The organism is Dyadobacter sp. OTU695 (genome assembly GCF_038440355.1).
Lineage (GTDB): Bacteria > Bacteroidota > Bacteroidia > Cytophagales > Spirosomataceae > Dyadobacter.
In genome coordinates, this window is record NZ_JASATN010000001.1 from 1,167,994 (window position 1) to 1,193,828 (window position 25,835).

22 protein-coding genes are annotated in these 25,835 nt (G+C 51.2%); 12 read left to right on the plus strand and 10 right to left on the minus strand.

Annotation, left to right across the window (positions count from 1 at the left end; genetic code table 11):
- Positions 1–5 precede the first annotated feature (5 nt).
- A complete protein-coding gene (locus tag AAHB90_RS32735; protein ID WP_446717874.1) occupies positions 6–362 on the minus strand; it encodes a type II toxin-antitoxin system PemK/MazF family toxin in 357 nt (118 codons plus the stop codon).
- 4 nt (positions 363–366) lie between these two features.
- The gene (locus AAHB90_RS04765) at positions 367–810 is read right to left on the minus strand and encodes a hypothetical protein (RefSeq protein ID WP_342083766.1); all 444 of its coding nucleotides are present in this window, start codon (positions 808–810) and stop codon (positions 367–369) included.
- Between the two features lie 252 nt (positions 811–1,062).
- Between AAHB90_RS04765 and AAHB90_RS04770 the strand changes: the two genes are divergently transcribed.
- From AAHB90_RS04770 to AAHB90_RS04790, 5 genes are all read left to right on the plus strand, one after another.
- On the plus strand, positions 1,063–1,593 hold the full coding sequence (locus AAHB90_RS04770; RefSeq protein ID WP_342083767.1) for a hypothetical protein: 531 nt from the start codon (positions 1,063–1,065) through the stop codon (positions 1,591–1,593).
- A gap of 136 nt (positions 1,594–1,729) precedes the next feature.
- Positions 1,730–2,335 (plus strand): RNA polymerase sigma factor, encoded by a 606-nt coding sequence (locus tag AAHB90_RS04775; RefSeq protein WP_342083768.1) that lies wholly within the window; start codon positions 1,730–1,732, stop codon positions 2,333–2,335.
- A gap of 100 nt (positions 2,336–2,435) precedes the next feature.
- Positions 2,436–3,557 (plus strand): FecR family protein, encoded by a 1,122-nt coding sequence (locus AAHB90_RS04780; protein ID WP_342083769.1) that lies wholly within the window; start codon positions 2,436–2,438, stop codon positions 3,555–3,557.
- Positions 3,558–3,732: 175 nt separating this feature from the next.
- Complete coding sequence (locus AAHB90_RS04785; protein ID WP_342083770.1) at positions 3,733–7,077, plus strand: TonB-dependent receptor; 3,345 nt, start codon at positions 3,733–3,735, stop codon at positions 7,075–7,077.
- A gap of 20 nt (positions 7,078–7,097) precedes the next feature.
- Positions 7,098–8,618 carry a RagB/SusD family nutrient uptake outer membrane protein gene (locus AAHB90_RS04790; RefSeq protein ID WP_342083771.1) on the plus strand — a complete coding sequence of 507 codons (1,521 nt, stop codon included), beginning with the start codon at positions 7,098–7,100 and terminating at the stop codon, positions 8,616–8,618.
- A 211-nt stretch (positions 8,619–8,829) separates the two neighbouring features.
- Here AAHB90_RS04790 and AAHB90_RS04795 read toward each other — a convergent pair whose 3' ends face one another.
- Positions 8,830–9,219: a hypothetical protein gene (locus AAHB90_RS04795; protein ID WP_342083772.1), complete on the minus strand. Its 390-nt coding sequence runs from the start codon at positions 9,217–9,219 to the stop codon at positions 8,830–8,832.
- Positions 9,220–9,404: 185 nt separating this feature from the next.
- Between AAHB90_RS04795 and AAHB90_RS04800 the strand changes: the two genes are divergently transcribed.
- From AAHB90_RS04800 to AAHB90_RS04810, 3 genes are read left to right on the plus strand one after another with little or no spacing between them, the layout of a single operon-like run.
- Entirely contained in the window at positions 9,405–9,920 is a 516-nt protein-coding gene (locus AAHB90_RS04800) for a phage tail protein (RefSeq protein WP_342083773.1), read from the plus strand.
- A gap of 28 nt (positions 9,921–9,948) precedes the next feature.
- Entirely contained in the window at positions 9,949–10,968 is a 1,020-nt protein-coding gene (locus AAHB90_RS04805) for a phage tail protein (protein WP_342083774.1), read from the plus strand.
- Between the two features lie 21 nt (positions 10,969–10,989).
- On the plus strand, positions 10,990–14,799 hold the full coding sequence (locus AAHB90_RS04810; RefSeq protein ID WP_342083775.1) for a right-handed parallel beta-helix repeat-containing protein: 3,810 nt from the start codon (positions 10,990–10,992) through the stop codon (positions 14,797–14,799).
- 1 nt (position 14,800) lies between these two features.
- Here AAHB90_RS04810 and AAHB90_RS04815 read toward each other — a convergent pair whose 3' ends face one another.
- Positions 14,801–16,510, minus strand: a complete 1,710-nt coding sequence (locus AAHB90_RS04815) for a tetratricopeptide repeat protein (protein WP_342083776.1) — start codon at positions 16,508–16,510, stop codon at positions 14,801–14,803.
- 243 nt (positions 16,511–16,753) lie between these two features.
- Between AAHB90_RS04815 and AAHB90_RS04820 the strand changes: the two genes are divergently transcribed.
- From AAHB90_RS04820 to AAHB90_RS04835, 4 genes are all read left to right on the plus strand, one after another.
- Positions 16,754–17,146, plus strand: coding sequence for a hypothetical protein (locus AAHB90_RS04820; protein ID WP_342083777.1), 393 nt, complete (start codon positions 16,754–16,756; stop codon positions 17,144–17,146).
- A 100-nt stretch (positions 17,147–17,246) separates the two neighbouring features.
- Positions 17,247–18,308, plus strand: a complete 1,062-nt coding sequence (locus AAHB90_RS04825) for a cobalamin-independent methionine synthase II family protein (protein WP_342083778.1) — start codon at positions 17,247–17,249, stop codon at positions 18,306–18,308.
- A gap of 161 nt (positions 18,309–18,469) precedes the next feature.
- Positions 18,470–19,021, plus strand: coding sequence for a carboxymuconolactone decarboxylase family protein (locus tag AAHB90_RS04830; protein WP_342083780.1), 552 nt, complete (start codon positions 18,470–18,472; stop codon positions 19,019–19,021).
- A gap of 110 nt (positions 19,022–19,131) precedes the next feature.
- On the plus strand, positions 19,132–19,605 hold the full coding sequence (locus AAHB90_RS04835) for a hypothetical protein (protein ID WP_342083781.1): 474 nt from the start codon (positions 19,132–19,134) through the stop codon (positions 19,603–19,605).
- A gap of 63 nt (positions 19,606–19,668) precedes the next feature.
- Here AAHB90_RS04835 and AAHB90_RS04840 read toward each other — a convergent pair whose 3' ends face one another.
- From AAHB90_RS04840 to AAHB90_RS04865, 6 genes are all read right to left on the minus strand, one after another.
- Positions 19,669–20,040, minus strand: a complete 372-nt coding sequence (locus AAHB90_RS04840; RefSeq protein WP_342083782.1) for a hypothetical protein — start codon at positions 20,038–20,040, stop codon at positions 19,669–19,671.
- A gap of 180 nt (positions 20,041–20,220) precedes the next feature.
- Entirely contained in the window at positions 20,221–20,823 is a 603-nt protein-coding gene (locus AAHB90_RS04845) for a TetR/AcrR family transcriptional regulator (protein ID WP_342083783.1), read from the minus strand.
- A gap of 82 nt (positions 20,824–20,905) precedes the next feature.
- Complete coding sequence (gene fahA / locus AAHB90_RS04850; protein WP_342083785.1) at positions 20,906–22,141, minus strand: fumarylacetoacetase; 1,236 nt, start codon at positions 22,139–22,141, stop codon at positions 20,906–20,908.
- Positions 22,142–22,157: 16 nt separating this feature from the next.
- Positions 22,158–22,886 carry a phenylalanine 4-monooxygenase gene (locus AAHB90_RS04855; RefSeq protein WP_342083786.1) on the minus strand — a complete coding sequence of 243 codons (729 nt, stop codon included), beginning with the start codon at positions 22,884–22,886 and terminating at the stop codon, positions 22,158–22,160.
- Between the two features lie 18 nt (positions 22,887–22,904).
- The gene (hppD, locus tag AAHB90_RS04860; protein WP_342083787.1) at positions 22,905–24,032 is read right to left on the minus strand and encodes a 4-hydroxyphenylpyruvate dioxygenase; all 1,128 of its coding nucleotides are present in this window, start codon (positions 24,030–24,032) and stop codon (positions 22,905–22,907) included.
- 370 nt (positions 24,033–24,402) lie between these two features.
- A complete protein-coding gene (locus AAHB90_RS04865; RefSeq protein ID WP_342083788.1) occupies positions 24,403–25,575 on the minus strand; it encodes a homogentisate 1,2-dioxygenase in 1,173 nt (390 codons plus the stop codon).
- Between the last annotated feature and the right edge of the window lie 260 nt (positions 25,576–25,835).

Below are 25,835 nucleotides of genomic sequence, written 5' to 3' on the forward strand. Positions count from 1 at the left end.
CTGTGCTACACTCCAAAAACGATTTCGTTTATATGTGAAATAAGTCTCTCCAATGCGTGGCGACTTAATCGGTTGTATGGAGCTCCATTCAGGGGGCGAACTTTTGCATCAGTTACATAAGTAATCAGGTGGGTCCGGACTTGTGAGCTCATTTTATTGTTCGCTTTTTGTAGCATTGAGTTTTCAACTTTAAATGTGAATTTGTCATTTACATTGTTGGATGACATCATAACACAAACGTAAGTCCTATCATGAGCGTACACATCAGCCGTTGACAGTACGACCGCAGAATGTGTTATGTACTTACCGGTTGAGGGAATCAGGAAATCAAATGAAACGATGTCGCCGGGGGCAAAAGGCATAAACTTACAACTTAGATGTAACGGAGGTAATACTTGCGTTGTAAAGAGCCTCCTTTAGTAGCTCATCGGTGGGCATAACAGGCAGATGTTCTGTCGCTTTTAAGTGGAGTTTCGCTTCAAATTTAAAAATAGTCATTTTGTACGCTTTGAATGCGGCGGTCAGCGTGGCATTATCGATTTTGCCAATGGTTTCCTCCATTTTTTCCAGCACAGGCAGCATGGTTTTTATGAAAGTCGACCCGTTGTTCAATTGCTCAGCATCCATGTCAGGAATCAGCGCCATTTGCTGTTTTATTAGCTTTGTGTCACGAACCAGGCTTCGCTCGACACGAACGATTATCCAATCGGAAAATGATCTGGTGAAAGCCCTTATAAAACCGGCAATACGGGCAGCCCAAGATGTCTTGCGGGCTTCGTACCTCATGATTGTTAATGGTGTTCCGCTCATGGTTGTCAAGGGATTTGTTGATGAATAACAATGTAAAAATACCCTGGAAAATACTCTATTGCAAGCCAGTGATATTGCGGTTTTGCAGGTAATGAGCAGGGGGGGCTATATAAATGTCCCAATGGTCAGGCTTAATGATCAACCGTTGTCAATAATTTTAAAATGAATCCATTTCATTCAGAATAGTTCGCGAGGCAACTTGGTATTGTCTTGATTATCTGTAAATTATCGCATTCACTCAAAATTTGCGTAATGCGAGACCATGAACCCCTTATCGACGAGCTCCTGGGGCGTTTCAGGCAGGAAATCGGTGCCGACCTTGAAAAGTATTCCAATCATGTTCACCGGGTTTTCGAGACCTGCGTCATGCGCGATGCAGATCCCGCGAATCGGCAGAAGTATGCCATTGCAGCGGTATTTCACGATATCGGCATCTGGACGGCCCGCACCATTGATTACCTGTCACCTTCTATCCTGGAAGCCGAACATTATCTGAACGCCACACAGGACGCCGCGCTGATCCCCGAGGTTACGGCCATGATCTACTGGCATCACAAGATCCGGCCGTACGAAGGTGCATTTGGTACGACGGTGGAAGTTTTCCGGAAAGCGGATTGGACGGATGTTTCGTTGGGCCTGCTCACCTTCGGAAGTGATTGGAAAAAGCTCCGCAGGCTGCGCGTGCAGTTCCCGAACGCGGGGTTTCATTGGTTTTTGATACGGGAGATCGGCGCCAATTTTTTGCGTCACCCGTTGAATCCTCTGCCGATGTTTAAATCGTAATTGCACGCAGCTACGTATAGTCTCAGCGTTAGTGGATGGGGTATGATTGTTTGGTGATTAAATGAGATGATTGATAGTAAGAATGCTCCGTTGGCTGCTTTTTGTTTTCGGACCTGACTAAAATTCATCCGTTTTCATGAAGGCGTTAACCCGTTCGGACCTGTATTTCGAGGAAGAGCAGAAGCTGTGGCGCGAAATGCTGGCGGGGGATGTCACCGCTTATGAACACCTCATTAACCGCACGTACGATCTCCTTTTTCATTATGGAACGAAGTTTAACAGCGACCGCGAACTGATCAAGGATTGCATTCAGGACGTTTTTCTCGGAGTATGGGAAAAGCGGGATGCGTTGAATCATGAAATTCCCCCCAAACCTTACCTGCTCGCTTCCCTGCGCCGCCGCCTGCACCGCCTCGCGTCGCGACTGCGGATGGATTGTATGGATTACTATAACGAATCGGACATTGTTTTCGACCTCGAATTCAGTGCCGAGTACCAGCTGATCGAATCTGAAAACGACCGGTTGCTCGCCTCGCGCATGACCGAAATGCTCAATGAACTCCCCAAAAGGCAAAAAGAAGCCGTTTTTCTCCGTTTTTATAATGATATGGAGCGCGAAGAGATCGCGATGGTGATGGACATTCAGCCTCAGTCGGTTTCCAACCTCTTGCAAGAGGCTTTCAAGTTTATCAAGTCGCATTGGAAGACCATCATTTCAGTGGTTTTAGCGCTGCCGTTCTGAATTTGAAATACTTCATTTAAAAATTTCAAAAAAAATCAGAAAAATACAGTATCCCGCCGCCGGGGTGGTCTAATGGTGTTTGAAAAGCTAGATTTTGAACATGGACCGTTACAACGATTTCAGTTTGGGGGAGTTTGTCTGGGACAAATCGTTCCGCAGCTGGGTGCTCAATCCCACGCGCGAAGATGACGAAACCTGGCAAAACTGGCTCGTTGCCCATCCTGAAAAGCGTGAAATGGTAGCGCGGGCCCGCCAGTTGGTATTAGCGATCCGGCCGTCAAATTCCCCACTGCCAAATCCTGAAAAAAGGATGGCCGTCGAGCGAATCGTTGAAAGGCTGGAAACGAGAAACCTGGAAAATACCGAGACCGTGCATTTGCCCTGGTACGCAGGCCGCGCCGTGCGGATTGCCGCGATGCTGGTACTATTCGCGGGGCTCGGATGGCTATTCTGGCTGCGTCACCAGCCGAAAGCGCTCGATTATGACCAACTCGTTGCCGCCACGAACGTGGAAATGCGCGAAATAGCGAACACCACCGCACAGCCACTGACGATCAGCCTCGAAGACGGCAGTCGCATTACCCTCGATCCGGGCAGCAAAATGAGCTATCCGGCTCATTTCAACGGCACGAAGCGCGGTGGTCGGCGGGAGGTGTTTCTTTCAGGAAAAGCGTTTTTCGACATTGCCAAAGATCCTTCCAAGCCTTTTTTTGTATATGCCAATGAATTGGTAACCAAAGTCTTGGGTACCAGTTTTACGGTACGCTCCTTTGCCGATGAGCGGGAGGTTTCCGTGGCTGTAAAAACGGGCAAAGTGGCCGTATTTTCAAGGGAGGATCCCGATGCGACGGAGAAGCAAAGTTCCCGCGAGCTTACTGGCGTGGTAATAGAGCCTAACCAGCAGGTGGTCTTCATTCGTAAAACCGTAAAAATCATAAAAAGCCTCGTTCCGGAGCCGGAAGTTGTTGAAAACACTGGAACGGCACCGCATTTCGAGTTTGACGACGCGCCTGTGTCCGCCGTATTCAATGCGTTGCAGAATGCTTACGGCATCGATATTATTTACGACAAGAATATCATGGACGAATGCCCGATTACCGCTACGCTCACGGAAATGTCGCTGTACGAGAAGCTGGACCTGATTTGCAAAGCCGTAGGCGCCAGCTACAAGAGTATCGACGGTCGGATCGTCGTGGAAGGGAAAGGTTGCAAAAATAACTAAACGAAAAAGCCGGCCCATGCGCCAACATGGCCGGCCCTAATATCCTCAGTGGTTAGCAGACCGTCACATCTCATGGTTATGGGATGAGGAGGAAGATTTTGCCAAGTTTCAATTAACAAAACCGTTCAAATTTATGAAAATACCGGTACAGTTCCATCGTAAATGGTTAGTTCTTATGCGAATAAGCGTAGCGCAATTGATAATGTCGGTTTGGCTGGTCGGGAATGCGTTCGCGGCGGACGTGCGTGCGCAGGAACTGCTCAATAAGCGCATTAGCCTGCAAGCGCAAGACCTTGAAGTGAAGAAAGTCCTGCACCAGATTGAAAAGCAGGCCGGAGTCCGGTTTATATTCAGTTCCAAAAAGATCCAATCGGGCCGGAAAGTAACGATTCAGCAGTCAAATCAGGAGCTTTCGAAGATATTGGAAGAGTTTTTGGTGCCGCTGGGGCTTACTTATGAAGTTTCGGGCAAGAATATCGTGATCCGTCCTTCTGAAACGCCGAAATCGAGTCCTGGGGAACCTGAGGCATCCGTGAAAAGCGGCTGGCAGGCGGCTGCCGAGATCTCCATTAAAGGGCGTGTGACCGATGCGGACAAGAACGAGCCGTTACCGGGCGTGAATATTCTTGTTAAGGGTACCCAAACGGGCACGTCCACGGACGCAAATGGGAACTATATACTAGCAGTTGAAAATGCCAACACTGTGCTGATTTTCAGCTTTGTAGGCTATGAGCCGCAGGAAGTGCAGGCAGGAGGCCGTACGGAGATTAATATCGCCCTCAAAACCGACCAGAAATCGCTCGAAGAGGTGCTCGTGGTAGGCTACGGAACGGTAAAGAAGAGCGACGTCACCGGCTCGGTAGCTTCTGTAAAATCACAAGAGCTTACCGCATATCCCGCACTGGGGACTGTACAAGCATTACAGGGCCGCGCTGCCGGGGTGCAGATCCAGGCCAACAATGGTGAACCCGGTTCTAGTTTCAAAGTGCGGATCCGTGGAGGAACCTCTATCAATGCAAGCAGCGACCCGATTTACGTAGTGGACGGTTTTGTGGGCGGTACATTGCCGCCGCCGGAGGATATTGAATCCATTGAAATCCTGAAAGATGCTTCGGCGACAGCCATTTACGGATCACGCGGCGCCAACGGCGTGATTATGGTGACGACCAAAAAAGGCACGTCGGGTAAGCCGCGTATCGATTTCAACACCTCATTTTCCAGCCAGAAGGAGATCAACCGCCTCGATTTGCTGAATGCGCAGCAATTTCTTGCCTACGTGCAGGAGGCCCGGCCTGCCATTGTTTCGCAAGGTGCCGATACCGACTGGCAGGACGAAATATTCCGTCGCGGCGGTATTCAGAACCACCAGTTGTCGGTAGCAGGCGGCAGCGAGGCGGTGAAATACTATGTTTCCGGTGCCTATTATGACCAGAAGGGTATCATCCTCAATTCGGGCTACAAGCGGTATTCTGTGACGAGCAATATCGATATCAATGCGACTAAAAGACTGAAACTGGGGCTGAACCTGTTTGCACAACGCGTCTCGCGCCAGCAATCAAAAACGCAGGAAGGATCGGGCGGGCTCACGCCGGGCGTGATGTCCGCAGCGCTGAAATTCGAACCCGATCAGCCTATCCGCGATGCCAATGGCCGGTTTACGGTAGGACGGCTGAGCGATCCGATCGATAATCCGTATGCCATTGCGACACAGCTGGAAAACGAATCGCTTGCCGACCGTATACAGGGTAACCTCTATGCCGAGTATAGCATTCTCAAAGATCTGAAATTCAGGATTACCCTCGGCGCAACCACCAACAGCGGCCGTACGGGCATATTTACGCCCACTACCTTGAACGATGGCCGCAATGTAGGCGGCTCCGCGACCGTGAATGGGAACAAAAGCACTTTGCTTTTGAATGAAAACTATTTGACCTACACCAAAAAAATTGGTGCATTGCATGACCTTTCGATCATGGCCGGGTATTCGTATCAGAAGTCGTCGAGTGAAAACTGGGGAGGCTCCGGGCAGTCGTTTATTACCGATGCCGTTTCGTACTGGAACTTGGGCGGCTCGTCGGTCTGGCAAAGCCCCAATTCTGGACTTACGGAATGGGTGCTGGCATCGTATTATGCCCGTTTGACTTACTCTCTGGCTGATAAGTATTTGTTTACGGCTAATATCCGTCAGGATGGTTCTTCGAATTTCAGTAAAAACCACAAATGGGCCACGTTCCCCTCCGGCGCATTTGCCTGGAAAATGTCGAGCGAGCCGTTTATGCAAAATATCTCGGCGATCAGCCAGTGGAAATGGCGGGTAAGCTATGGGCTGACGGGTAACCAGGCCATAGAGCCGTACCAGACGATGGCCCGTTTCTCGAATGTATACACGATCATCAACGGCACACCGGTGAATGCGGTCCGTCCTACTACCGTCGCCAACGACGATCTCACCTGGGAAACAACGCATCAGTTTGACCTCGGCGCCGATGTGAGTTTGTTCAGCAACCGTATCAACCTCGTGGCCGACTACTACCGCCGCGTGACCAAGGACCTGCTTTTCAGCGTACAATTGCCTCAGTATTCGGGTTATACCAACCAGTTGCAGAATATTGGCGAAGTTGAAAATAAAGGCTTTGAGCTTACATTGAACACCCGCAATCTCGTAGGTGCTTTCAAATGGAGCACAGACATTAACTTCTCTTTGAACCGCAATAAAATCCTGAAACTGCCGGCAGGAACGGACATTCTTTATGGCTCCGCCCCAGGGCATATGGTAGGAATGGGGCAAACCCAGGTATTGCGTGAAGGTTATCCTGTGGGCAGTTTTTATGGCTGGATCTACGACGGCGTGTACCAGGAGGGCGATAGTTTCATTCCCGGCGGCGGTTTTGAAGTGATAGCAGGAGGGGAGAAGTTCAGGGATATCAATGGTAAAAAGGATGCGAATGGCAGGCTCACCGGCGAGCCCGACGGAACACTGAACAGCGACGACCGCACCATTATCGGTAACCCGCATCCGAAATTCACCTGGGGCATGAACAATGATTTCAGCTGGAAAGGACTCGACCTGAATGTATTCTTCCAGGCCTCGAAAGGCAACGATTTGCTGAGCTATACATTGATGGAACTCAATCTGCTATCGGCCATCAACAATGCGACTACCGAAGCATTAAACCGCTGGACGCCCACAAATACCAATACGGACGTGCCCAAAGCGGCAGTCGGCAGGACGCGCAGGGTATCGACGCGGTGGGTCAAGGATGGGAGTTTTGTCAGGATGAAAAACCTCGCGGTAGGTTATAATTTTCCAAAACCCGTGCTGGAAAAGCTGAGGATCAGCAAGCTGCGCATTTATGCCAGCGCCCAGAATATCCTGACTTTCACCAAATACAAGGGCTACGACCCCGAGGTGAACTATTCCTCGGACGGCAATACCGACAGCAACCGCAACCTCGGCCTCGACTACGGGAGCTACCCGAACGCCAAATCCTACACAATAGGCCTGAACCTGGGTTTTTAAAGCACTAAACGGACATGAAAATGAAGCATATATTCAATAAATCAATATTCCTTACGGCGACAGTTTCGCTGTTGCTGGGCTGTGCGGACCTGGATGAAAAGCCGGTAGGGTTGCTCGCGCCGGAGGCATTGTTCAGGACTTCCAAAGACGTGGAAACGGCCATCATGGGTGCCTATGGCTGGATGGCCACCGAGCGGCTTTATGGTCGCCAGTTCGTGTCGGCGCTCATGCTCAGGAGCGATATGGAAGACATCGGCGACCGCGGCACGCCTGCCGAACGCCAGCAGGTAAACGACTTCAACATGGATGATAATAACAACATGGTGAACCAGTTCTGGCCGGTTTGGTACCAGGTGATCAGCGCTACGAATGCGGCTATTTTTGGTGCGCAGGGACTGAATTTACCTGAGGCTACGGGTAATCCGCTCACGGCCGAAGCCCGTTTCATCCGTGCTTTCGCCTACTTCCACCTCGTGCAGGTATTTGGCGACATTCCCTACATCGATTATTTTATCAGCAATCCGGAGTCCGTCAAATCGATTTCCAAAACGCCCGCGGCTACGGTGTATGCCAATATCATCGCCGACCTGGAATTTGCCAAACAATGGCTGCCCGACAAGCAGCTGTCGGAAGTGCGTAGCCGCGCCACGAAAGGGGCCGCCGCTTCGTATCTGGCATCGGTGCACCTCACAATGGGCCAATACCAGAAGGCTTATGCCGAAGCGAAATGGGTAATCGATAACAAAGACAAGTTCGGATACGCACTCGAAGCGGATTTCCAGACACTATTCAAAGCGCCGCAAGCCCCGAATATGAAGGAGCATATTTTCGACGTCGATTTTCTGGGCCAGAAATCCGGCGAGGGCGGCGCCAACGACGACATTATGGCGCCCATGACGGGCGTACGCGGAGGCGATGCGCCACGGAGCGGATGGAGTGTGATTGTCCCTTCGCTAAAAGTATACAGTACCTGGGACGACCGCGACTACCGGAAGGAAGTGAGTTTCGAAGATTCGCTGCTTGTGGGCGGAAAGCTGGTGCCTTACACGCAGTTCACGAATACGAAACGCCCGCATATCGCTAAGTATGCCCGTTTTGCAGGTAATTCCAATTCGGAAGGCCGCTTTTCTGATCACAATTATGCCGCCATGCGTTACGCCGAAATTCTGCTGATCGCCGCCGAGGCGTCGGTGGAAGTCAACGGCCCGAATGCGGAAGCATTGGGTTATATTAATCAGATCCGGGCAAGGGCCAGAAACTGGGCAGGCAAACCGACGAATTTCCCGGAGGATGTCAAGGCTGGCCTGGCCAAAGAAGCAATGATCGACCTCATCCTCGACGAACGTCGCCTGGAACTCGCATTCGAATATAAACGCTGGTACGATATCAAGCGCCGGAACCTGGGCGAAAAGGTTTTCAAAGGCCCCAACGCCCTCGAACCGCACGATAATTTCAATCCCGCCCGCGACTACCTGATGCCGCTGCCGCGTGTGGAATTGCAGGTGAACCCGAATTTGATGCCGCAGAATCCGGGGTATTAGTTTTGAATGATTGAATGATTGAATGCTTGAATGATCTGCTGTCGAACAGGGAAAGAGAGAATGATTGAATTCTGAAGGTGAAAAAGGTCGCGGGGTAAAAATCGCGTAGCGATGTAATATTGGTAGCAATCGAGCGGATCAAAAAATGCGAATAAATCTCGCCAGGGATGTAACGACAATGCCGTGGCAATGCGCCTGCGATGCATTGTTGTTACATGCCTGACGGCATTGTCGTGGTGTTGGTCTGTTCGAAAACTTTTTGGATTTCGTCGCTTTCTTGCATTGTTAAAAAAAATGTCCGCGCTGTAACTTGATCTGTAACTACATTATCTGCGAGTAGTAATCTTGTTTGAATGAGTCGCGGTTGCAGCCAGCCCTTTTCTCCGCCTTTCAGTTCGGCAGGAACAAGCGGTTCGCTGAAATCGTAGGCGGCCTGTTTGAACAGGAATACCAAAACCGGAGCGCCTTCTTCCCATCTTACATGGCATTCGACGTTTTCTGAAAGCAGGTCGTCGGGAAAGTGCGTGTTTTTGAGGATAATGTCGAGCGTATCCGCGCCTGGGAGTACACGTATGTAGGGGGAGCGTTCGGGGATTGGCATAGTTTTCAAAATTTCTTTGCATAATGAACAAAACCCGCTCTGGAATGATTCAGGGCGGGTTTTTTGTGCCATGTGACCAAGTTTTAATAATTGTGACGTTTTTGTGACGTCGTTTTTTAGTCTTTCGGTGACATAGGATGCTTTATTTGTCCGTCAATCCCAAACCACCTTTATTTTCAAATTATATGGAAGAATCTTACATTGGTGAAATCAGATTATTTGCCGGAAACTTTGCTCCTCGTGGATGGCTCTTTTGCGATGGTAGCCTTTTATTGATCAAAGACTACGAGGTTCTTTTTGTTCTCCTCGGGACCGCCTACGGCGGAGACGGAGTGACCAACTTTGCATTGCCGGATTTACGCTCGCGCGTTGCACTTGGGCAGAGCGAGCTCTTTCCTATCGGGCAAAAAGCCGGTATGGAAACAATCCAGTTGGCGCTGGATGAATTGCCGAGGCACTCGCATACGCCGGCATGCAGCACTTCGGGTATTGCGAACACGAAAGACGCTACAAATGCTTTCTGGTCGGCTGCGCCGGCAGGAGGGCGCCGGTACGCTTCAGGTAAAGGAGACACAAGTGCTCAGCTAAGCTTCGACAGCGTGGAGAAGGCGGGTAGCAGCGTCCCGCATGAAAACAGGATGCCGATTCTTGCGATGTCCTATATCATCGCAATTGTGGGAGTGTTTCCGAGTAAATCCTGACTATTACTAACCTTTAACCAAGATTCCAATGGATAATTATCTTTCCGAGATCAGGCCATTTGCCTTTCCATTTGTCCCAAGAGGGTGGCTTCCCTGTGACGGCAGGTCCTTGCCTACTGCCACTAATCTTGCGCTCTACCACTTGATAGGTAACACCTACGGTGGTGATGGAAATACTTTTAAACTACCAGACCTTCGTCAACGTGTGACGATTGGCAATGGCCCGGCTTATCCCTATTTCGCCCAGGGGGGCGAGGAGAGGCACCCCCTTACGTTTGATGAAATGCCAAAGCACACGCACCAGGCTGTTGCGAGTACTATTAACCGGGATAGTGCCGAGCCTCAGGGACATTATTGGCCTGCCGATTCAGGGTATACCAAGGAAAGTAATGCAAGCATGAGCACGCTGGCCCTCGCGGAGGTCGGTTGGGGCAAGGGGCACAATAACATGTCGCCCTACCAGGTTATCAACTATGCTATCGCTATCGAGGGAATCTATCCGGGAGATAAGTTCGGTGGTGGATACCTTGGAAGCATCGCGCTGTTTCCCGGAAAACTGGCATCGGAATCTTTTGTTCCCTGTGATGGCCGTCTGTTGCCCATTGCAAATAATACGGCGCTATTTTCTCTCCTTGGCTCATCCTACGGCGGTGATGGTAAAACAACTTTCGCACTGCCCGATTTGCGGGGAAGGGCGCCGGTATGTTTCACAACGCGCAGAGGCGATTTCGGACTGACGGAATACCAGCTTGGTCAGGCTGCGGGCGCAACGACGGTAACGCTGACACCCGACGAAATGCCATTTCACTATCACCCGGCCGTGGCCAGTATCAAAGGCAATTTGCAAAGTCCCGAAGGGCAGGTATGGGCCAACGACGATAATCGCCCGCCGGTCAAATGCTTTGCCAGCCAAAAGGGCGCGGGCGCACCCATGAACCGAACTGCCCTGGGGGAAGCCGGCGGCGATCAGCCGCATAACAACATGATGCCCTTTCAGGCAATTCAATATCTGATCGCGCTCAATGGCATTTACCCTACGCGCTCCTGATTCTTTTTAACCACATTATCTATGATGAAAACTTCTACCGGCCTTCGCCTGTTCAGGATCTTGGCTATTGCATTGCTGGTGTCCGGCATAATGCCCGGTGTGTATGCAAATACCTTCAATGTAACCCAAACGAGCGATGGCAACGCCACCTCGCAATTGCGGGGCGCGATCCTGGCGGCGGATGCGCTCGTTGGTGGGCCGCATACGATTAATGTGCCCGCAGGAACTTACAATCTCACGCTGGGGCCGATCAAAATTGGGACCAAAGCCCAGAATCTTTCGATCATAGGGGCCGGGGCGGCTTCTACGATCGTAAATATGACCGCCACGATGCAGAACCGTATCCTTTTGATCAACGAGTTCGCCGATGTGTCGGGTGTGACGACTGCTATTTCCGGCATCAAGTTCACGGGTGGGAAAAGTCCGGGTAACTATGGAGGCGGCGCCATTCTTTGCGGCGGGCCAAACAATGTTGTCAGTATCACCAATTGTGCGTTCGAGGGCAATGTGTCCACAGGCCGTGGCGGCGGCGCGCTATCGATAGGGGGCGGTGGCGTGATCACTGTCGACAACTGCATATTTACCAATAATCAAGCCAATGTTACAGACAGCGACAACGCCAGCGGCGGGGCGATACTGATCAGCTACATAAGCTCGACCATCACAGTCACTGGCAGCATGAGTATTACGAATTCTACCTTTACCGGCAACTCCGTGTCGTCAACGCATTTTACCTACGGCGGGGCAATTCACGTGCTTGCGGAGCAGTCGCCGCAGAGTCCTTCTTTTTATACCAAAATAGAAAAGAACAAATTTATCAATAACAGTACCTCACTGACTACTGACAGTGAAGGCGGCGCTATATCCATTCTCAGCGATTTTACGGTGGATGTCAACTATAATCTCTTTGCCGGTAATACGCTGGGCGGCTCGGTAAAACAGGCATTGTCGGCGCGCAAATCGGGTGATGGGGCGGTGAACGCTGCCAACAACTGGTGGAGCTGCAATACCGACCCGCAGGCGGCGGGAACATGCAGCGAATCGGCGCAGACGATCGGTGTGCTGGGTACCGGCACCCTGACGACCACGCCATGGCTCGTGTTGAAACCTACTGTTGGCAGCCCGTCGCTTTGCGTGCCAGCTGCTAACCAGACTACCGTCACGGCCAGCTTCTTGACCAACTCATCCGGTACGCCCGTACCGCTATCCAATTTGAGCCAGCTGATCGGCCTGCCGGTCAGTTTTAGCGCCGTGAATGGTAGTATTTCCGGTGCTCAGGCCATCATTCAGGCAGATGGCAAGGCCAGCGCCACCTACACCGCCAGCAGTGCCGGAAATGGAAGTGCGAATGTCATGGCCGGGCATTTGACGGATACTGATCCGGCGGGTCGGGTGGCGATCAATACGGGTGCTGCACCAGCTATCACATCGGCTCCGGTGAACGCCATAAGCTGTACCGGAACCTCGTCCGCTGTTTTCGCGGTGACTGCCAGCAGCGCTACCACGATGTCCTACCAGTGGTATCTTGGAAATTCGCCCTTATCCAATGACGGTAAATATAGTGGCGTCAACACGGCCATGCTGACGGTCAACAACATCGGTGCCGGTGATAGCGGCGGTCAATTCAAGGTCAAAATCAGCAACAGCTGTGGCGACGCTTTCTCGAACAGCGCGCTGTTGACTATCGTTGCAAACCGTTTGTATGTCGCGGAAGGAGCGTCCGGAGGAGGTTCGGGTTGGGAAGATGCCCTGGGCGACCTGAGTACCGCGCTGAATGCGGCCTACGGCTGCACGGGTATCACCGAAATATGGGTGAAAGCAGGTACCTACAAGCCTTCCGGATTTCCCTATAATGCAAGTCTGACGGGCTCGCGGAACAACGCTTTTTACCTGATTGACAACGTTGCCATCTACGGAGGTTTCGAAGGGGACGAGACAACGCTCGGTCAGCGGGATGCGGGCGCGAACCAGACGATCCTTTCCGGCGACATCGGTGCGCCTTCCAATGCCTCGGATAACACCTATCATACCCTTGTTTCGGTGCTCAATAGCGCTACGGCCCGGCTCGACGGCTTTATCGTCCGGGATGGTAACTCTGACGGCGCAGGTATTGAGCAAAATATCCTGGGCTCAAATGTGATTGCTTTCGGAGGAGGGGGGCTTGTGCTGTATACCGCATCGCCGGTAGTTGCGAACTGCGTTTTTACAGGAAATGCCGGTTTCGACGGAGCGGGTATTTATGTGTTCGGAGTATCGGCTGACCCGTTGATCACCAATTGTATCATTGCCGGTAATTCTGCCGCGAACGGCGGTGGCGGTATTTTCAATGGCTATAACAGCGGTGCTACCATTCAGAACTGTACCATTGCGGGGAATTCGGGGGCGATCCAGGGCGCGGGAATGCATAACTATCTGCTGGCGCACCCGACTGTTTCCAATACGCTGATCTGGGGAAATAGTGGCCCGGCACCAGCCGGCATCTACGACAATTCGGCCACGCCCAATGTATTGTTCTCTCTTGTGCAGGACGGTCATGCCGGAACTTCTATTCTAAACCAGGACCCATTTTTTACAAACCAGTCGGCTCCCGCCGGTGCTGATGGGAAATGGATGACAGCCGACGACGGATTAAAACCGCTTCCTTGCAGCCCGGCCATCAATAAGGGAGTGAATGTTTTTGTGACTGCTCCGTCGGATATTCTACGGCAGGTGAGAATTTTTGATACAATGGTCGATATCGGTGCTTTCGAGCTCCAATCTTACCGTGACGGGACCAGTTTGTCACAGGACGGTGATGTGGCGACAAACAATGTCATTGGTGGTACGACCTCTGGTTTTTTAGCCACCGGATGCCGTGTTTTGGCACAGGTAACGCCTATGGGCGCGGCGCCCGTCATCGGGAGCGTGCAGGCGAAGACGTTCGTGGAGGGAGGTATCATTAGCAGCGGAGCGGTGAATTTTGTACAAAGACATTACGAAATCCTCCCGGCGGCTAATGCAGAAAATGCGACCGCCCGGATCAAACTGTTTTTTCTTCAGTCCGAATTCGATGCATTCAATGTGGGCGAAGGTGCTGCAAAACTTCCGGCGTCTCCTTCGGACGGCGCGGGTAAGGCCCATCTGCTTGTGGTTCAATATCACGGCACATCGGCCACAGGGCAGCCCGGCTCGTACAGCGGCGACACAACCACTATTGATCCCGATGATAGCGATATCGTCTGGAACGGTGACCTCAACCGGTGGGAGATCAGTTTTAATGTGACCGGTTTCAGCGGGTTCTTTGTCAGCAATGCCGATCCGCTGCCTTTGAAACTCGTCAGTTTTACGGCCAAAGCGGTTGAAAAAAACACATTGCTCGAATGGCTCACAGCCGAGGAGGTTAATACCAGCCATTTTGAAATACACCGCAGCGCCGACGCACGGCACTGGGAGGTATTGCCCGAACAACCTGCCGCTTTTGGCAGCGGGGGGCATCGTTACTCAGCACGCGACGTCGAGCCTCTGGCCGGATTGAATTATTACCGCTTAAAAATGACAGATCTAGACGGATCATTTGCATATAGTCAGATTGTCACGGCAGAGCACCGTAATACATTTCAAATGCAGGTATTCCCTAACCCGGCAACGACATTGCTGCAATTGGAATGGACGGCGGGAAGTACGGTTTCGGGTAATGTCGAACTGCTCGATACGAAAGGTGTAGTAGTGATGCGTAACGAGCTGAAAAACGGGAAAGTTACATTGTCGGTAGGTAATTTGCCCAAAGGCATTTACCTGTTGCGCGTACGAAACGGCGCGGTGGTACAGACGCGGAAAGTGGCGATCGAATAAGTCAGATTTGCATCACGACTTCTTCCAGGCTCTGGTCGTCGGGGACATCGATTTTTTTCAGCAACCGGTATTTGGTCGTACGCACGGCATGGCTGCTGATGCCTAATGTGACCGACATTTCCTGGTAGCCCAGGCCCAGTTTGGCGAGGGCAATGAACCGGATTTCCGCCTGCGTGAGATCGGGGAATTTCTCGCGGAGGCGATGGAGATAGTCGCCATGCGCCTTGCCGAAAAGCTTTTTAAAATAATCCCAATCCTCCTGCGTCAGGATGGTACTTTGACGCAATTGCATCAGGGCCTCGGCATCGGGGCTCTGTTTGCTTTCCAATGCTTCGATCTGCCTGCTTTTTTCGGAGATATTACGGGCAAACTCGTTCAATTGCAAGGTCGCGTTTTCCAGTTCCTGTTCCTTTTGCCCGATTTTGAGCTCCTTTAAAAGCTGGGCCTGCTTGTGCCGTTTGCGTTGGGTTCGATAAACGTAGATGGCCACGGCCGCAACGACCAGCACGAGGATTAGTGAGAGATTGCGCTCAGTTATTTTCAGTTTCTGGTCGGATTCTGCCTTTTCCATCTTGCCCCGAAGTTCTTGTAACTCCATTTTCTGATGTGCCCGCAGCATTAGTTTTTCATTGTACTTGCGGTTCATGCTATCCTTGGCAAACAATGCAGAGTCCAGATATGCCTCCGCCAGTTTCGGGTTACCCCGCGCGGCAGACAACTTTACCAGAACTGTGTACACGTCCTGGAAATGCCTGTATCGTTCGGGATCCGTAACATCCAGATAATGCCGGGCCGTATTGATAAGTTGCCCGGCCTTATCGAAAGCATTGTTTTTTAAATGGATATCCGACTGAGTGATCAGCGACTGGGCAGCCAAACCATAATCTTTTTGTAGAATGGCTTCATCGATATTGGCTTGCAGCAAAGGCATCGCTTCGGTATAATTGCCTCGCAAATAGGCATTTTCGCCAAGTCCACCCTTTGCGATGGCCGCCCAAACCTTGTAGTTCCCCGGAGATTCTTTGCGAAGCACCCTTCGGAAATAATGATCGGACGAATCGAGATTGCCCAGCTTCCGGTAAATAACGGCGGTTGTAACGAGCGCCGAGTTATGCCCGGCATACATATCCGGGTTGAATTTTAAAGTCAGGATCTGCCCGAATAGGGATAATGCCTTTTTATAATCCGAAAAATTGTAGTAGGCGTGGGCAATATTGCTCAATGCATAGCTTTTGTCGGGAAATTCATCTGTACTTGATTCATTCAGAATGCTTTCCATCTGAATGAAGGTTTCAAATGCCAATTCGTAATTTCTGCCGTCGGACCAATAATAATCCCCGAGCACTTTAAGCGACCGTGCGTTAAGCTGTTTGTTGTGTTGCTCGGCACTTTTTGTCACGAGCTCATTCAGCATCGCGGCAATGCGAGGGGTCTGGCTTCTATGCCAAATGGTGAGGTAATAGGCTTTCAATAGGTCCGATTCCAGTTCCAGATCGTTGTCGTGGCGGGCTTTTGCCCAATCCTTCATGGAGGCGATCTCACGAAATACCGATGTCGAATCGCCGTTGTCGATGAGCCGGGTGTAGATTTTGCCCAGGTCTTTACAGCGCTGAGAATAGGTTTTGTGTAGTAAATGCTCCCATTGAGCATGGGCCTTACCAGCATTCAATGCAACCAAGATGAACAGAAAAGTGACGAAGGAACGGTTCATGGGTTAGCGAGGCAAGGTTGGACCTGTCACTAAAAGGGTTTAACGGAGGTAAAAGTAATGCTATAAAGAAGTGGTTAACAGTAGTTATGAATCGAATTACTTTACGGTTTGAGTTTGGATATGGAGGAATAAGCCGAACATTGTGTAAAACTGTATTTTTTATTGATTCATTTAAATGAAATGAATAATTGCTACAAGAAATAATGCGGCATTCTTGTAGATTTAAGGTACATATCTGTTTTCATGAAAACTGCCGCCAGCCTCGGTTTGCTCGTACTGCTGCTGTCCCACTCGCTGGGGTGGTCGTTGGCTGTGCTTTTTGCTGGTAAAAAAGGGGATATGCCCGAGCGGCGGGAAACTTCGCAATCTCATACGTCGGCCTGGCACCGGTTTGCCGAATTGTCGGAGCGCATGCAGGAAATGCAGCTCGCCAAGGCCCCGCCTACACCGCTGGGAAGTGCATTGAAAATGCTGAACGACCTTGCAAAGACCTATTTACCGGGTGCGGTTTTCAAAAGCGAATGGCAGGAACAGTACAGTTTTCTCCGCAAATCCGTCTGTTTCGCCGAACCATTCCACCTGCCCCTGGCCGACGTGCCGGGCCAGGCCACGCCTCCTCCTGAAATGATCGGGTAATATGTTTGAAAATGCATTGCTGCTGCCGGCCATACACGCCGGACAGAGCGTGTGTGCATTGTGCAATCTTAATTCATTCAACCTGATTATTCCCAAAAATATGATAACTATTCCCACAGAGCCGATAGGGAGCATTCCGCGGCCCGTATACCTGCAACAAGCGATGCAGGCCTATACCAAAGACGAAATTACTTCCGGCGACCTCGCCAGGCTAATTTCCCAGGCTACCCGTGAAACGATCAAATCGCTTGAAGAAACCGGCTCGCCCGTCATCTCCGACGGCGAACAAAGCAAACCCAGTTTCGCGACCTACCCCATTCACGGTGCATTGAACCTCGGCGTGGGCGGCGTAACCATTCCATTCGCAGACGGGCACACGCGGCAGTTACCCGTGCTGACGTCGGGCCCGTTCCGTTACCGTAATTTTGCGGTGGATTACCTGCGGGAAGCGCGACAACATACGTCGCTGCCCGTAAAGCAAGCTGTTATTTCGGCTTCGGCCATGAGCCTGCTCTATCCCGCTGCTGGTATCGAAGATTATTCACAAGCCCAGTTTATCGCCGACTTGCTCGATCAGGCCGAGACCGACATTCGTAAATGCCTGAACGAACACGCCTACAATGTCCAGATCGACTTCACCGAAGCCCGCCTTGCGCTGAAACTCGACCCCGGTAAAGGGCTTTTGAAGCAATTTATTGATCTTAATAACCAGTTACTGAGCCGGTTTTCAGCCGACGAACGCGGCCGGATAGGCATTCATACCTGCCCCGGCGGCGACCACGATTCGACCCACAGCGCCGATGTGCCCTATGCAGACCTGTTGCCATTATTTTTTCAATTAAATGCAGGAAACTTCTATCTGGAATATGCCGGCGAGCACGACAAAATAGCTGTATTGGAGTCGATCCGCGAGAACATCCGGCCCGGGCAGCGGGTATTTCTTGGCGTGACCGACGTCCTGAACCCCCGCATCGAAACTCCCGAGGAAGTCCGTGACCTGCTCCTGCAAGCCGCAGAATATATCCCGCTCAACCAACTCGGCTCCACCGACGACTGTGGTTTTTCCCCCTTCGCTGACGACGTTTCGACCGCAAGGGAAATAGCATTCGAAAAGATCAGAGCGAGGGTGGTTGGGACGAAGCTGGCGGGCGCTGCGCTTTAATTTTGACCGGGTTGTCGGTGCGATGACCGAACACGTAGTCATGTGTTGTCAGGAGTAGTCATGAAACTGTCAGGTTAAAAAAACTGCACCTGACCATACCTGACTATTCTTCACCACACATGACCTCTTCATTCAATCATTCAATCATTCAAAATTTACCAATGCCACACATCCAATTCGAATCCGGTTTCCCCGGCATCCTCGGCCCGATGCGGTTCAGCCCTCACACTGCTGAGCCGATGAATTTACTTGCCAACGCGTTAATGTGTTCCGACGAGGGGCTTACCCGCGGCGAGCGCGAACTCATTGGTACTTACGTTTCATCTCAAAACGACTGCTTTTTCTGTCAGACGATCCACGGCGCCATCGCCAGTGCTTACCTGGAAGACGAAGACTGGTCGTTCGTAAAAAGTGTAAAGGAAAACTATCCTGACACCGACCTGTCTGACAGAATGAAAGCACTGTTATCGATCGCGGGCAGCGTGCAGCGCGGCGGAAAGCACGTCACTGCGGAGCAAATCGCCCGCGCCCGCGAACACGGCGCCGACGACCGCCAGATTCACGACACGGTACTCATCGCAGCCGCATTCTGCATGTTTAACCGTTACGTTGATGGCCTTGCAACCACTGCGCCGACGGACCCGGATGTATACCGGATCCGGGCGCTGAATGTGATTAAGAATGGATATTCGGCGGTGAAGGGGTATGAGTGATCGGTTCGCAGTAGCCACCCCACATTACGAAAAAGGAGTTGCCGGCAAAAGGTAACTCCTTTTTCATATGTATCTTACACGATCCAAGAACCCAGCCATTTCAAACAGTTATGAAAACACATTTTCCCGCATTGCTTCTCACCGTATCTATTCTAACATCCTGTGGCGGCCCGGAAACGGGACAAAACGCCGAAAAATCACCCGCTGCGGAGCTCGAAGGCACCTGGAAACTCCTGAGTGGTACTTTGATCGAGAAGGGGGATACTACTGTGACTGACTATACAAAGAACGTTTCCTTCATTAAAATCATCAACGACAGCCACTTTGCCTTCTTGCAGCACGATCTGAACAAAGGAAAGGATACTACCACAGCGAGTTTTTCCGCCGGTGGAGGGGCCTATACCCTGAAAGACAGTGCCTATACCGAAAAACTGGAGTATTGTACGGCCCGCGAATGGGAAGGAAACGAGTTTCATTTTACAATTTCTATTCAAAACGATACGCTCGTTCAGCGCGGAGTAGAGAAGGTGGAGGCGGCAGGAGTGGAGCGATTGAATATCGAGAAGTATGTGCGGGTGAAATAATATGTAACAAAAAAAGCCGGAGGCGATATGTCCTCCGGCTTTTGAAAATGATTTGCTTGGTTCTTATTTCGCGGGCTCCTTGGTAGCCGTGATCGGGAATTCTCCGTCTTGCGAAACGATTGTGCCGCTGAGCTTGTCGCCGTCCTGGGTCATGGTCACGGTAAGGATGCCGCCCTGGAAATCCAGTTTGAAAGTCACTTTACCCTGGTCTATGGTCAGTTCTTTCATTTCCATACGTTCCTGTTGGCCGAGGTAACCGGTAGTTTTGTCGTCTTTTTGCTCGAATGTCATGAAGCCTGTTTCGTACTCGGGCGGTACGTTGGAAACGGTATATTTCCAGGTTCCTACAAGCTCGTTGGCTGTTTTGATGTTTTTAGCTGTTACTGCGAAGATGGTAACGGCCAGGATCATGGTTAGCAAATACTTTACTTTCATTGTGTTAATGGTTTTTGCTTGAAAGATTGGTTATCGAATAGCATTGAGGCCCAATTTAGGAAAAAGCGGATATGTTGCGATCCCGGCAATGTTATATTTTCAGTAACTAAATTACCATCGGTGTTAACGACTGATTAACGGTATCCTGTTGGTGATTTGACGGGATTTTGTTTTTACCGCTCAGGCTTTGATGTTCTTCACCAGCATTTGTACCGTAGCCAGTACGTGGTCCATATTAGTATAGTCGTTGGTCGCTTTCGAAAACATGACGCCGCCTTCGATCAATGAGATAATAGAAACAGCCATCTCTTCCGCATTGACCCCTTTCCGGAATTCGCCGGCCTCGGTACCCTTTTCGATGATGTTGACCAGGCTCTTTTTCCAGCCGAACAGCGCCTTCGCCGCGCTCAGTTGCAGTGGAACGTTCGTGTCGTCGGCCTCTACCGCCGTGTTGAGGATCGGACAGCCACCCCGGTTGCCCACGCTCGCTAGCACTTCCTTGTAAACCCGGCCGTACACCATCAGTTTTTCGAAATACGATCCCGCTTTTTCCAGCTGGGCCTGCACCGTATTGAACACGAGTGACCGGTTGTATTCAAACACGGCCAGGGCTACCTCTTCCTTGTTTTCGAAATTTCCGTAAATGCTGCCCTTCGTGAGGCCCGTAGCTTCGGTAATGTCGGACATGGACGTACCGGCATACCCCTTCCGATTGAAAATCTCGGCGGTTTTCTCGATAATGAAATTTCTGGTGCGCTCGGCTTTGGTCGTTCCTAAGTTCATAATACAAATATACCAATTGGTATTTATTATTGCAAATGCTTGGCCCTGATGTTTGTTCCAAAGTATTTAGCACATTCCTGAATTAGGAGATTGGCGGAAGGACCTTTCCGCGCAGTTCGCCGAAGCCGATCCGGACATCGCCATTTTGCCCGAAACCACGCATGATCACTTCGTCGTGATCTTCCAGAAAGCGCCTCTCGATACCTTCGCCCAGTTTTATAGGTTGTGTTCCATTCAGCGTGGCTTCGAGCAGGCAACCTTTTTGGGAGATGTCCTTACTGCTGATGGTGCCGGTGGCAAGCAGGTCGCCGGTTTGCAGATTACAGCCCGTGACAGTGTGATGGGCTATCTGCTGCGCTACTGTCCAATAAATACCGCGTGCATTGGTTTGGCATACAGAAAACTCTTCGCCGTTGTCGGGCCTGATACTGACGGAGAGCGAAAGATCGAAATTCTGACGTGGCTCGTTTACCAGGTAAGGGAGCGGCTCCGGCTGTTGCGGCGGCGCGGGTACCCGAAAATGCTGCAATGCTTCCCAGGTTACAATCCAGGGCGAGACGCCCGAAGCAAAGTTCTTGCTCGTAAATGGCCCTAGTGGCTGATATTCCCAACGCTGAATGTCCCGTGCCGACCAATCGTTAAAAAGCAGCGCCCCGAAAATGTAATCTTCTGCATCCGCAACTGAAACTGGCTGGCCAACAGACGAGTCTTTGCCGATAACCCACGCAAGTTCCAGCTCATAATCCAGCGCATTGGTCGGTTTGAAGGCGGGAGTACCGTTTGCCTGACCGATTTGACCACGCGGCCTGGGTACAGGCGTGCCGGAAACGATAATCGAGGAGGCCCGGCCGTGGTAGGCGACGGGCAGGTGTTTCCAGTTGGGAAAGAGCGGATTCTCGGGCCGGAAAATCTTTCCGACGCTGAATGCATGCTCCTCACTCGAATAGAAATCGGTGTAGTTGCCTACTTTCAGGGGCATATGCATTCGAACGCTCTTTTGGGGGATCAGCAGGTGGTCGGAAAATTGTTTTAAGACCGACTCGCTGTCGCACAAGGCTGTTTGGATGATTTTGCGCACATAATCAGAAAACCCCCGACCGAGTGCTACCAGCTCATTCAATACCGGTTTCCTGAACGCGCTCCCGGCCTCGGGGTGATGCGGGAACATATTCAACCCGTGGGCCGTAGCCAGATCCACAACCCAATTGCCGATAGCCACGCCCGCCCGCGCGGGCCGTTCGTCGCTGAATATCCCGAAAGGCAGGTTATGGATGGAAAAGTCGGAATCGGGCGGAATAGGAAGCCAGGGTCGTAACATTTTTGTACGGAATTTTTTAAGCTTGTTGGGCCAGATAAGCTTCCAGCAACGGCTCAATGCCCGTTACAGACTCGTAAAGCTGGTCGTAGGATTGAATCACAAAATAATGGTCCTGATAGCGGTCGATATGGTAGGGCGTATCGAGCACGAGGGCAAGGTCGAAGTCGATTTTTTGAACGTCGGCGGAAAGGCAATACCGGCTTTCCCCGGAAGAGGAAATGATGCCGCCGCCATAAATTTTCAAATCGCCGTTTTCCCGGATCAGCCCGAACTCAACGGTATACCAGTATAATCGCGATATGCGTTCCAGGATTTCCTCCTGATCGATATGCCTTAATGCGACTTCGCTCAAATGGGCCATAAAATCGCAGAATGCCTGGTTGCTGAGCAGCGGCACATGCCCGAATGTATCATGGAACATGTCCGGTTCTTCCAGGTAATCGATCTGCTCGGGCTTGCGCAGCCAACTCGACGCCGGGAATTGCCTGTTGTATAAATGCGTGTAAAATTCCCGGTGAGGGATCAGGCCCGGTACCACGTAAACTTCCCAACCCGTCAATGCACGAAGCGCCGGGTTGGTTTCGCGTTCGAAATGCGGGATATGACCGGCAACGAATTTTACTTTTTCGATGCCTTCGAGGTAGGCGCGGCTGGCGATGCGGGGTAGCAGTTCCATTTGCCGCTCGAAAAGCTGTTTCCACATCCGGTGGTCAGCTTCCGTATATCGTTCATACTCCTGGTTCATGGTTGAAAAAGGGTTGAATTAAAGCGTGCCACGTAGCATTTGTTCGCGCTCGATCGCTTCGAACAATGCCTTGAAATTTCCTTTTCCGAACGATTGGGCGCCTTTTCTTTGGATAATTTCAAAAAACAGGGTAGGGCGCGGCATGACCGGCTTGGTGAAAATCTGCAACAGGTAACCCTCATCATCCCGGTCGACCAGAATGCCCAGCTCACGCAGGCTGGCGATGTCTTCGTCGATATGCCCTACACGGCGGAGCAGGTCGTCATAGTAGGCGGTCGGTACGCGTAGGAACTCCACGCCCCGGTCGCGCAATGCCCGCACAGTATCGACAATATGGTCAGTAGCTACGGCAATATGCTGCACGCCCGGGCCGCCGTAAAAATCAAGATATTCCTCGATCTGCGACTTCTTTTTCCCTTCTGCCGGTTCATTGATCGGAAATTTGATCCGCCCGTTGCCATTGCTCATGACCTTGCTCATCAGCGCCGAGTAATCGGTTGAGATATCCTTATCATCAAAAGAAACCATCATTTTAAAACCCATTACCTCCTCGTAAAACTTTACCCACCGGTTCATTTCGTTCCAGCCCACATTACCCACCATGTGATCGATATAACGCAACCCGACCGGCTCGGGAGAATGCTCGGGCTGCCAGGAGACAAATCCGGGAAGGAAAACGCCGTCGTAGTGCTTTCTTTCAACAAAAACATGTACAGTATCACCATAAGTACAAATGCCCGATCGCACGGTTTCTCCATGATCGTCCCGCTCGGTAACGGGCTCCAAAAACGGCCGTGCGCCCCGGCTGACAGTCTCCCGGTAAGCCGTTTTGGCATCATCTACCCATAATGCAATGGCCTTCACACCGTCGCCATGGCGGTCGATATGCGCTCCGATAGCAGTGCCGCCGTGCAATGGCGAAGTGAAGACCAGGCGGATCTTGTCCTGCACCACCACATAGGATTCACGATCGGTAAGCCCGGTTTCGAGCCCGGCCATCGCCAAAGGCTGAAAACCAAATGCATTCCGGAAATAATGCGCCGATTGCAATGCATTGCCAACGTAGAGTTCTACATAATCCGTACCGTTGATAGGCAGGAAGTCGGTCGCGGCGGGCTGTGGCGGAGGTGCTGTGAGTGTGGACATGGGTTAATGATTGAATGATTGAATGTATGAATGATTGAATGATCTGCTTTGGAACTGGGAATGTGTGAATTTTAACCGGGTCGCCGGAGCGATGATTGAATGAATTCTGGAATTGAATAATGTGAATGTCGTTAGGCATATAACATTGGTAGCAAACCGGACATCCGCATATTCTCCGAATGCCCTTGGGCATGTAACGACCATATATGGCTTCCTGTACCAGCAGGCTTTGTTATTACATCCCTTACGGGATTTGTCATACACTTCGAACCTTTTTGCTACCAATATTACATCGCTACGCGATTTGATATTTTGATTTTGTAGCGAAATCCTCTTTTATGGTGGCTCATTCATACATTCAATCATTCAATCATTCAAAATTCACTCCTTCCCCCCAACTCGCAAAATACCGCCCGTCGTCGATCGCCATCGCTTGTTCGGTGAGCATGAGCGGGCGGAAGGTGTCGACCATGACGGCCAGTTCCTGGGTTTCTTTTTTGCCGATGCTCCGCTCGTATGCGCCCGGGTGCGGGCCGTGCGGGATGCCGCCCGGATGTAGCGTAATGTGCCCTTGTGCGATGTCGTTGCGGCTCATGAAGTCGCCATCGACGTAGTATAACACCTCGTCGGAGTCGATGTTGCTGTGGTTGTAGGGCGCGGGAATAGCCAGCGGGTGGTAGTCGTAAAGCCTTGGGCAAAAGGAACATACCACGAATGCGTCGGTCTGGAATGTCTGGTGCACCGGTGGCGGCTGGTGAATGCGCCCGGTAATGGGTTCGAAATTGTGGATCGAAAAGGCCCAGGGATAATTGTACCCGTCCCAGCCGATCACATCGAACGGATGTGTTTCGTAAGTGACCGGATGGATATGGCTTTGCTTTTTAATTCGGACCAGGAAATCGCCGTGCTCGTCGTGGGTTTCGAGGTCGCGCGGGAGAATGTAATCGCGCTCGCAATATGGCGAATGCTCCGTGAGCTGCCCGAAATGGTTGCGGTACCGCTTGGGCGTGTAAATGGGCGAATGCGATTCGAGGTAGAGCAGACGATTGTCGGGCCCGTCGAATTCGATCTGGTAAATGGTGCCTCTGGGGATCAGTACATAATCGCCATAGGTAAAAGGCACCTGCCCGAATGGTGTCCGGATCTTTCCCGAGCCCCGATGGATGAAAAGCAGTTCGTCGGCGTCGGCATTTTTGTAAAAGTAAGTCATCGGCGCACCGGTAGGGGCCGCCAGGCCTAGAATCAGGTCGCGGTTAACGAGCAAGGGCGTGCGACTGTCGAGGTAGTCCGCGGCAGGTTTTACATCGAAGCCGATCAGCTTCCGCATGGTCATATTATTTGTCACGGCAATCCGCGGTGTCACATCATAAGGCTCGCCCAGCGATTTCACCTGCGTGGGCCGCCAGGTGTGATAGAGGAGGGAAGACATGCCTTCGAAACCGATCGTCCCGAAGAGTTCTTCATAGTAAAGCCCGCCGTCGGTTTTGCGAAACTGCGTGTGCCGCTTGGGCGGGATGGTTCCTAGTTGTTGATAAATCGGCATGTGCTTCGAGATTGTAAGTTAGCCAATAGTTGTCTATGCAATTATAGGAAAAACAAAGCAATATTTAAATATTTTTTTGTATTATTTTAAAAATATAAAAAACTGATCCGTTTAATAAATTCTACGAATGGGATCTATTTGTTCTATTAAATAATAGGAATAAATTTGAACGCATTTTAGGCCGGTCAACCCGGAATTGCCTGAAAATGAATTCCATCCTACCTGAATAAGGCATTTGCCCGCTCTGTTGTTGATTCTTG

What these genes read in the sequence shown, in the direction of transcription:
- AAHB90_RS04825 (WP_342083778.1), top strand. Translation starts at nt 17,247, where the DNA reads ATGATAACTATTCCCACAGAGCCGATAGGGAGCATTCCGCGGCCCGTA.
- AAHB90_RS04780 (WP_342083769.1), top strand. Translation starts at nt 2,436, where the DNA reads ATGGACCGTTACAACGATTTCAGTTTGGGGGAGTTTGTCTGGGACAAA.
- fahA (WP_342083785.1), bottom strand. Translation starts at nt 22,141, where the DNA reads ATGTTACGACCCTGGCTTCCTATTCCGCCCGATTCCGACTTTTCCATC.
- AAHB90_RS04820 (WP_342083777.1), top strand. Translation starts at nt 16,754, where the DNA reads ATGAAAACTGCCGCCAGCCTCGGTTTGCTCGTACTGCTGCTGTCCCAC.
- AAHB90_RS04805 (WP_342083774.1), top strand. Translation starts at nt 9,949, where the DNA reads ATGGATAATTATCTTTCCGAGATCAGGCCATTTGCCTTTCCATTTGTC.
- AAHB90_RS04765 (WP_342083766.1), bottom strand. Translation starts at nt 810, where the DNA reads ATGAGCGGAACACCATTAACAATCATGAGGTACGAAGCCCGCAAGACA.
- AAHB90_RS04810 (WP_342083775.1), top strand. Translation starts at nt 10,990, where the DNA reads ATGATGAAAACTTCTACCGGCCTTCGCCTGTTCAGGATCTTGGCTATT.
- AAHB90_RS04840 (WP_342083782.1), bottom strand. Translation starts at nt 20,040, where the DNA reads ATGAAAGTAAAGTATTTGCTAACCATGATCCTGGCCGTTACCATCTTC.
- AAHB90_RS04855 (WP_342083786.1), bottom strand. Translation starts at nt 22,886, where the DNA reads ATGAACCAGGAGTATGAACGATATACGGAAGCTGACCACCGGATGTGG.
- AAHB90_RS04770 (WP_342083767.1), top strand. Translation starts at nt 1,063, where the DNA reads ATGCGAGACCATGAACCCCTTATCGACGAGCTCCTGGGGCGTTTCAGG.
- AAHB90_RS04795 (WP_342083772.1), bottom strand. Translation starts at nt 9,219, where the DNA reads ATGCCAATCCCCGAACGCTCCCCCTACATACGTGTACTCCCAGGCGCG.
- AAHB90_RS04790 (WP_342083771.1), top strand. Translation starts at nt 7,098, where the DNA reads ATGAAGCATATATTCAATAAATCAATATTCCTTACGGCGACAGTTTCG.
- AAHB90_RS04865 (WP_342083788.1), bottom strand. Translation starts at nt 25,575, where the DNA reads ATGCCGATTTATCAACAACTAGGAACCATCCCGCCCAAGCGGCACACG.
- AAHB90_RS04775 (WP_342083768.1), top strand. Translation starts at nt 1,730, where the DNA reads ATGAAGGCGTTAACCCGTTCGGACCTGTATTTCGAGGAAGAGCAGAAG.
- AAHB90_RS04835 (WP_342083781.1), top strand. Translation starts at nt 19,132, where the DNA reads ATGAAAACACATTTTCCCGCATTGCTTCTCACCGTATCTATTCTAACA.
- AAHB90_RS32735 (WP_446717874.1), bottom strand. Translation starts at nt 362, where the DNA reads ATGCCTTTTGCCCCCGGCGACATCGTTTCATTTGATTTCCTGATTCCC.
- AAHB90_RS04845 (WP_342083783.1), bottom strand. Translation starts at nt 20,823, where the DNA reads ATGAACTTAGGAACGACCAAAGCCGAGCGCACCAGAAATTTCATTATC.
- AAHB90_RS04800 (WP_342083773.1), top strand. Translation starts at nt 9,405, where the DNA reads ATGGAAGAATCTTACATTGGTGAAATCAGATTATTTGCCGGAAACTTT.
- AAHB90_RS04785 (WP_342083770.1), top strand. Translation starts at nt 3,733, where the DNA reads ATGCGAATAAGCGTAGCGCAATTGATAATGTCGGTTTGGCTGGTCGGG.
- AAHB90_RS04815 (WP_342083776.1), bottom strand. Translation starts at nt 16,510, where the DNA reads ATGAACCGTTCCTTCGTCACTTTTCTGTTCATCTTGGTTGCATTGAAT.
- AAHB90_RS04830 (WP_342083780.1), top strand. Translation starts at nt 18,470, where the DNA reads ATGCCACACATCCAATTCGAATCCGGTTTCCCCGGCATCCTCGGCCCG.
- hppD (WP_342083787.1), bottom strand. Translation starts at nt 24,032, where the DNA reads ATGTCCACACTCACAGCACCTCCGCCACAGCCCGCCGCGACCGACTTC.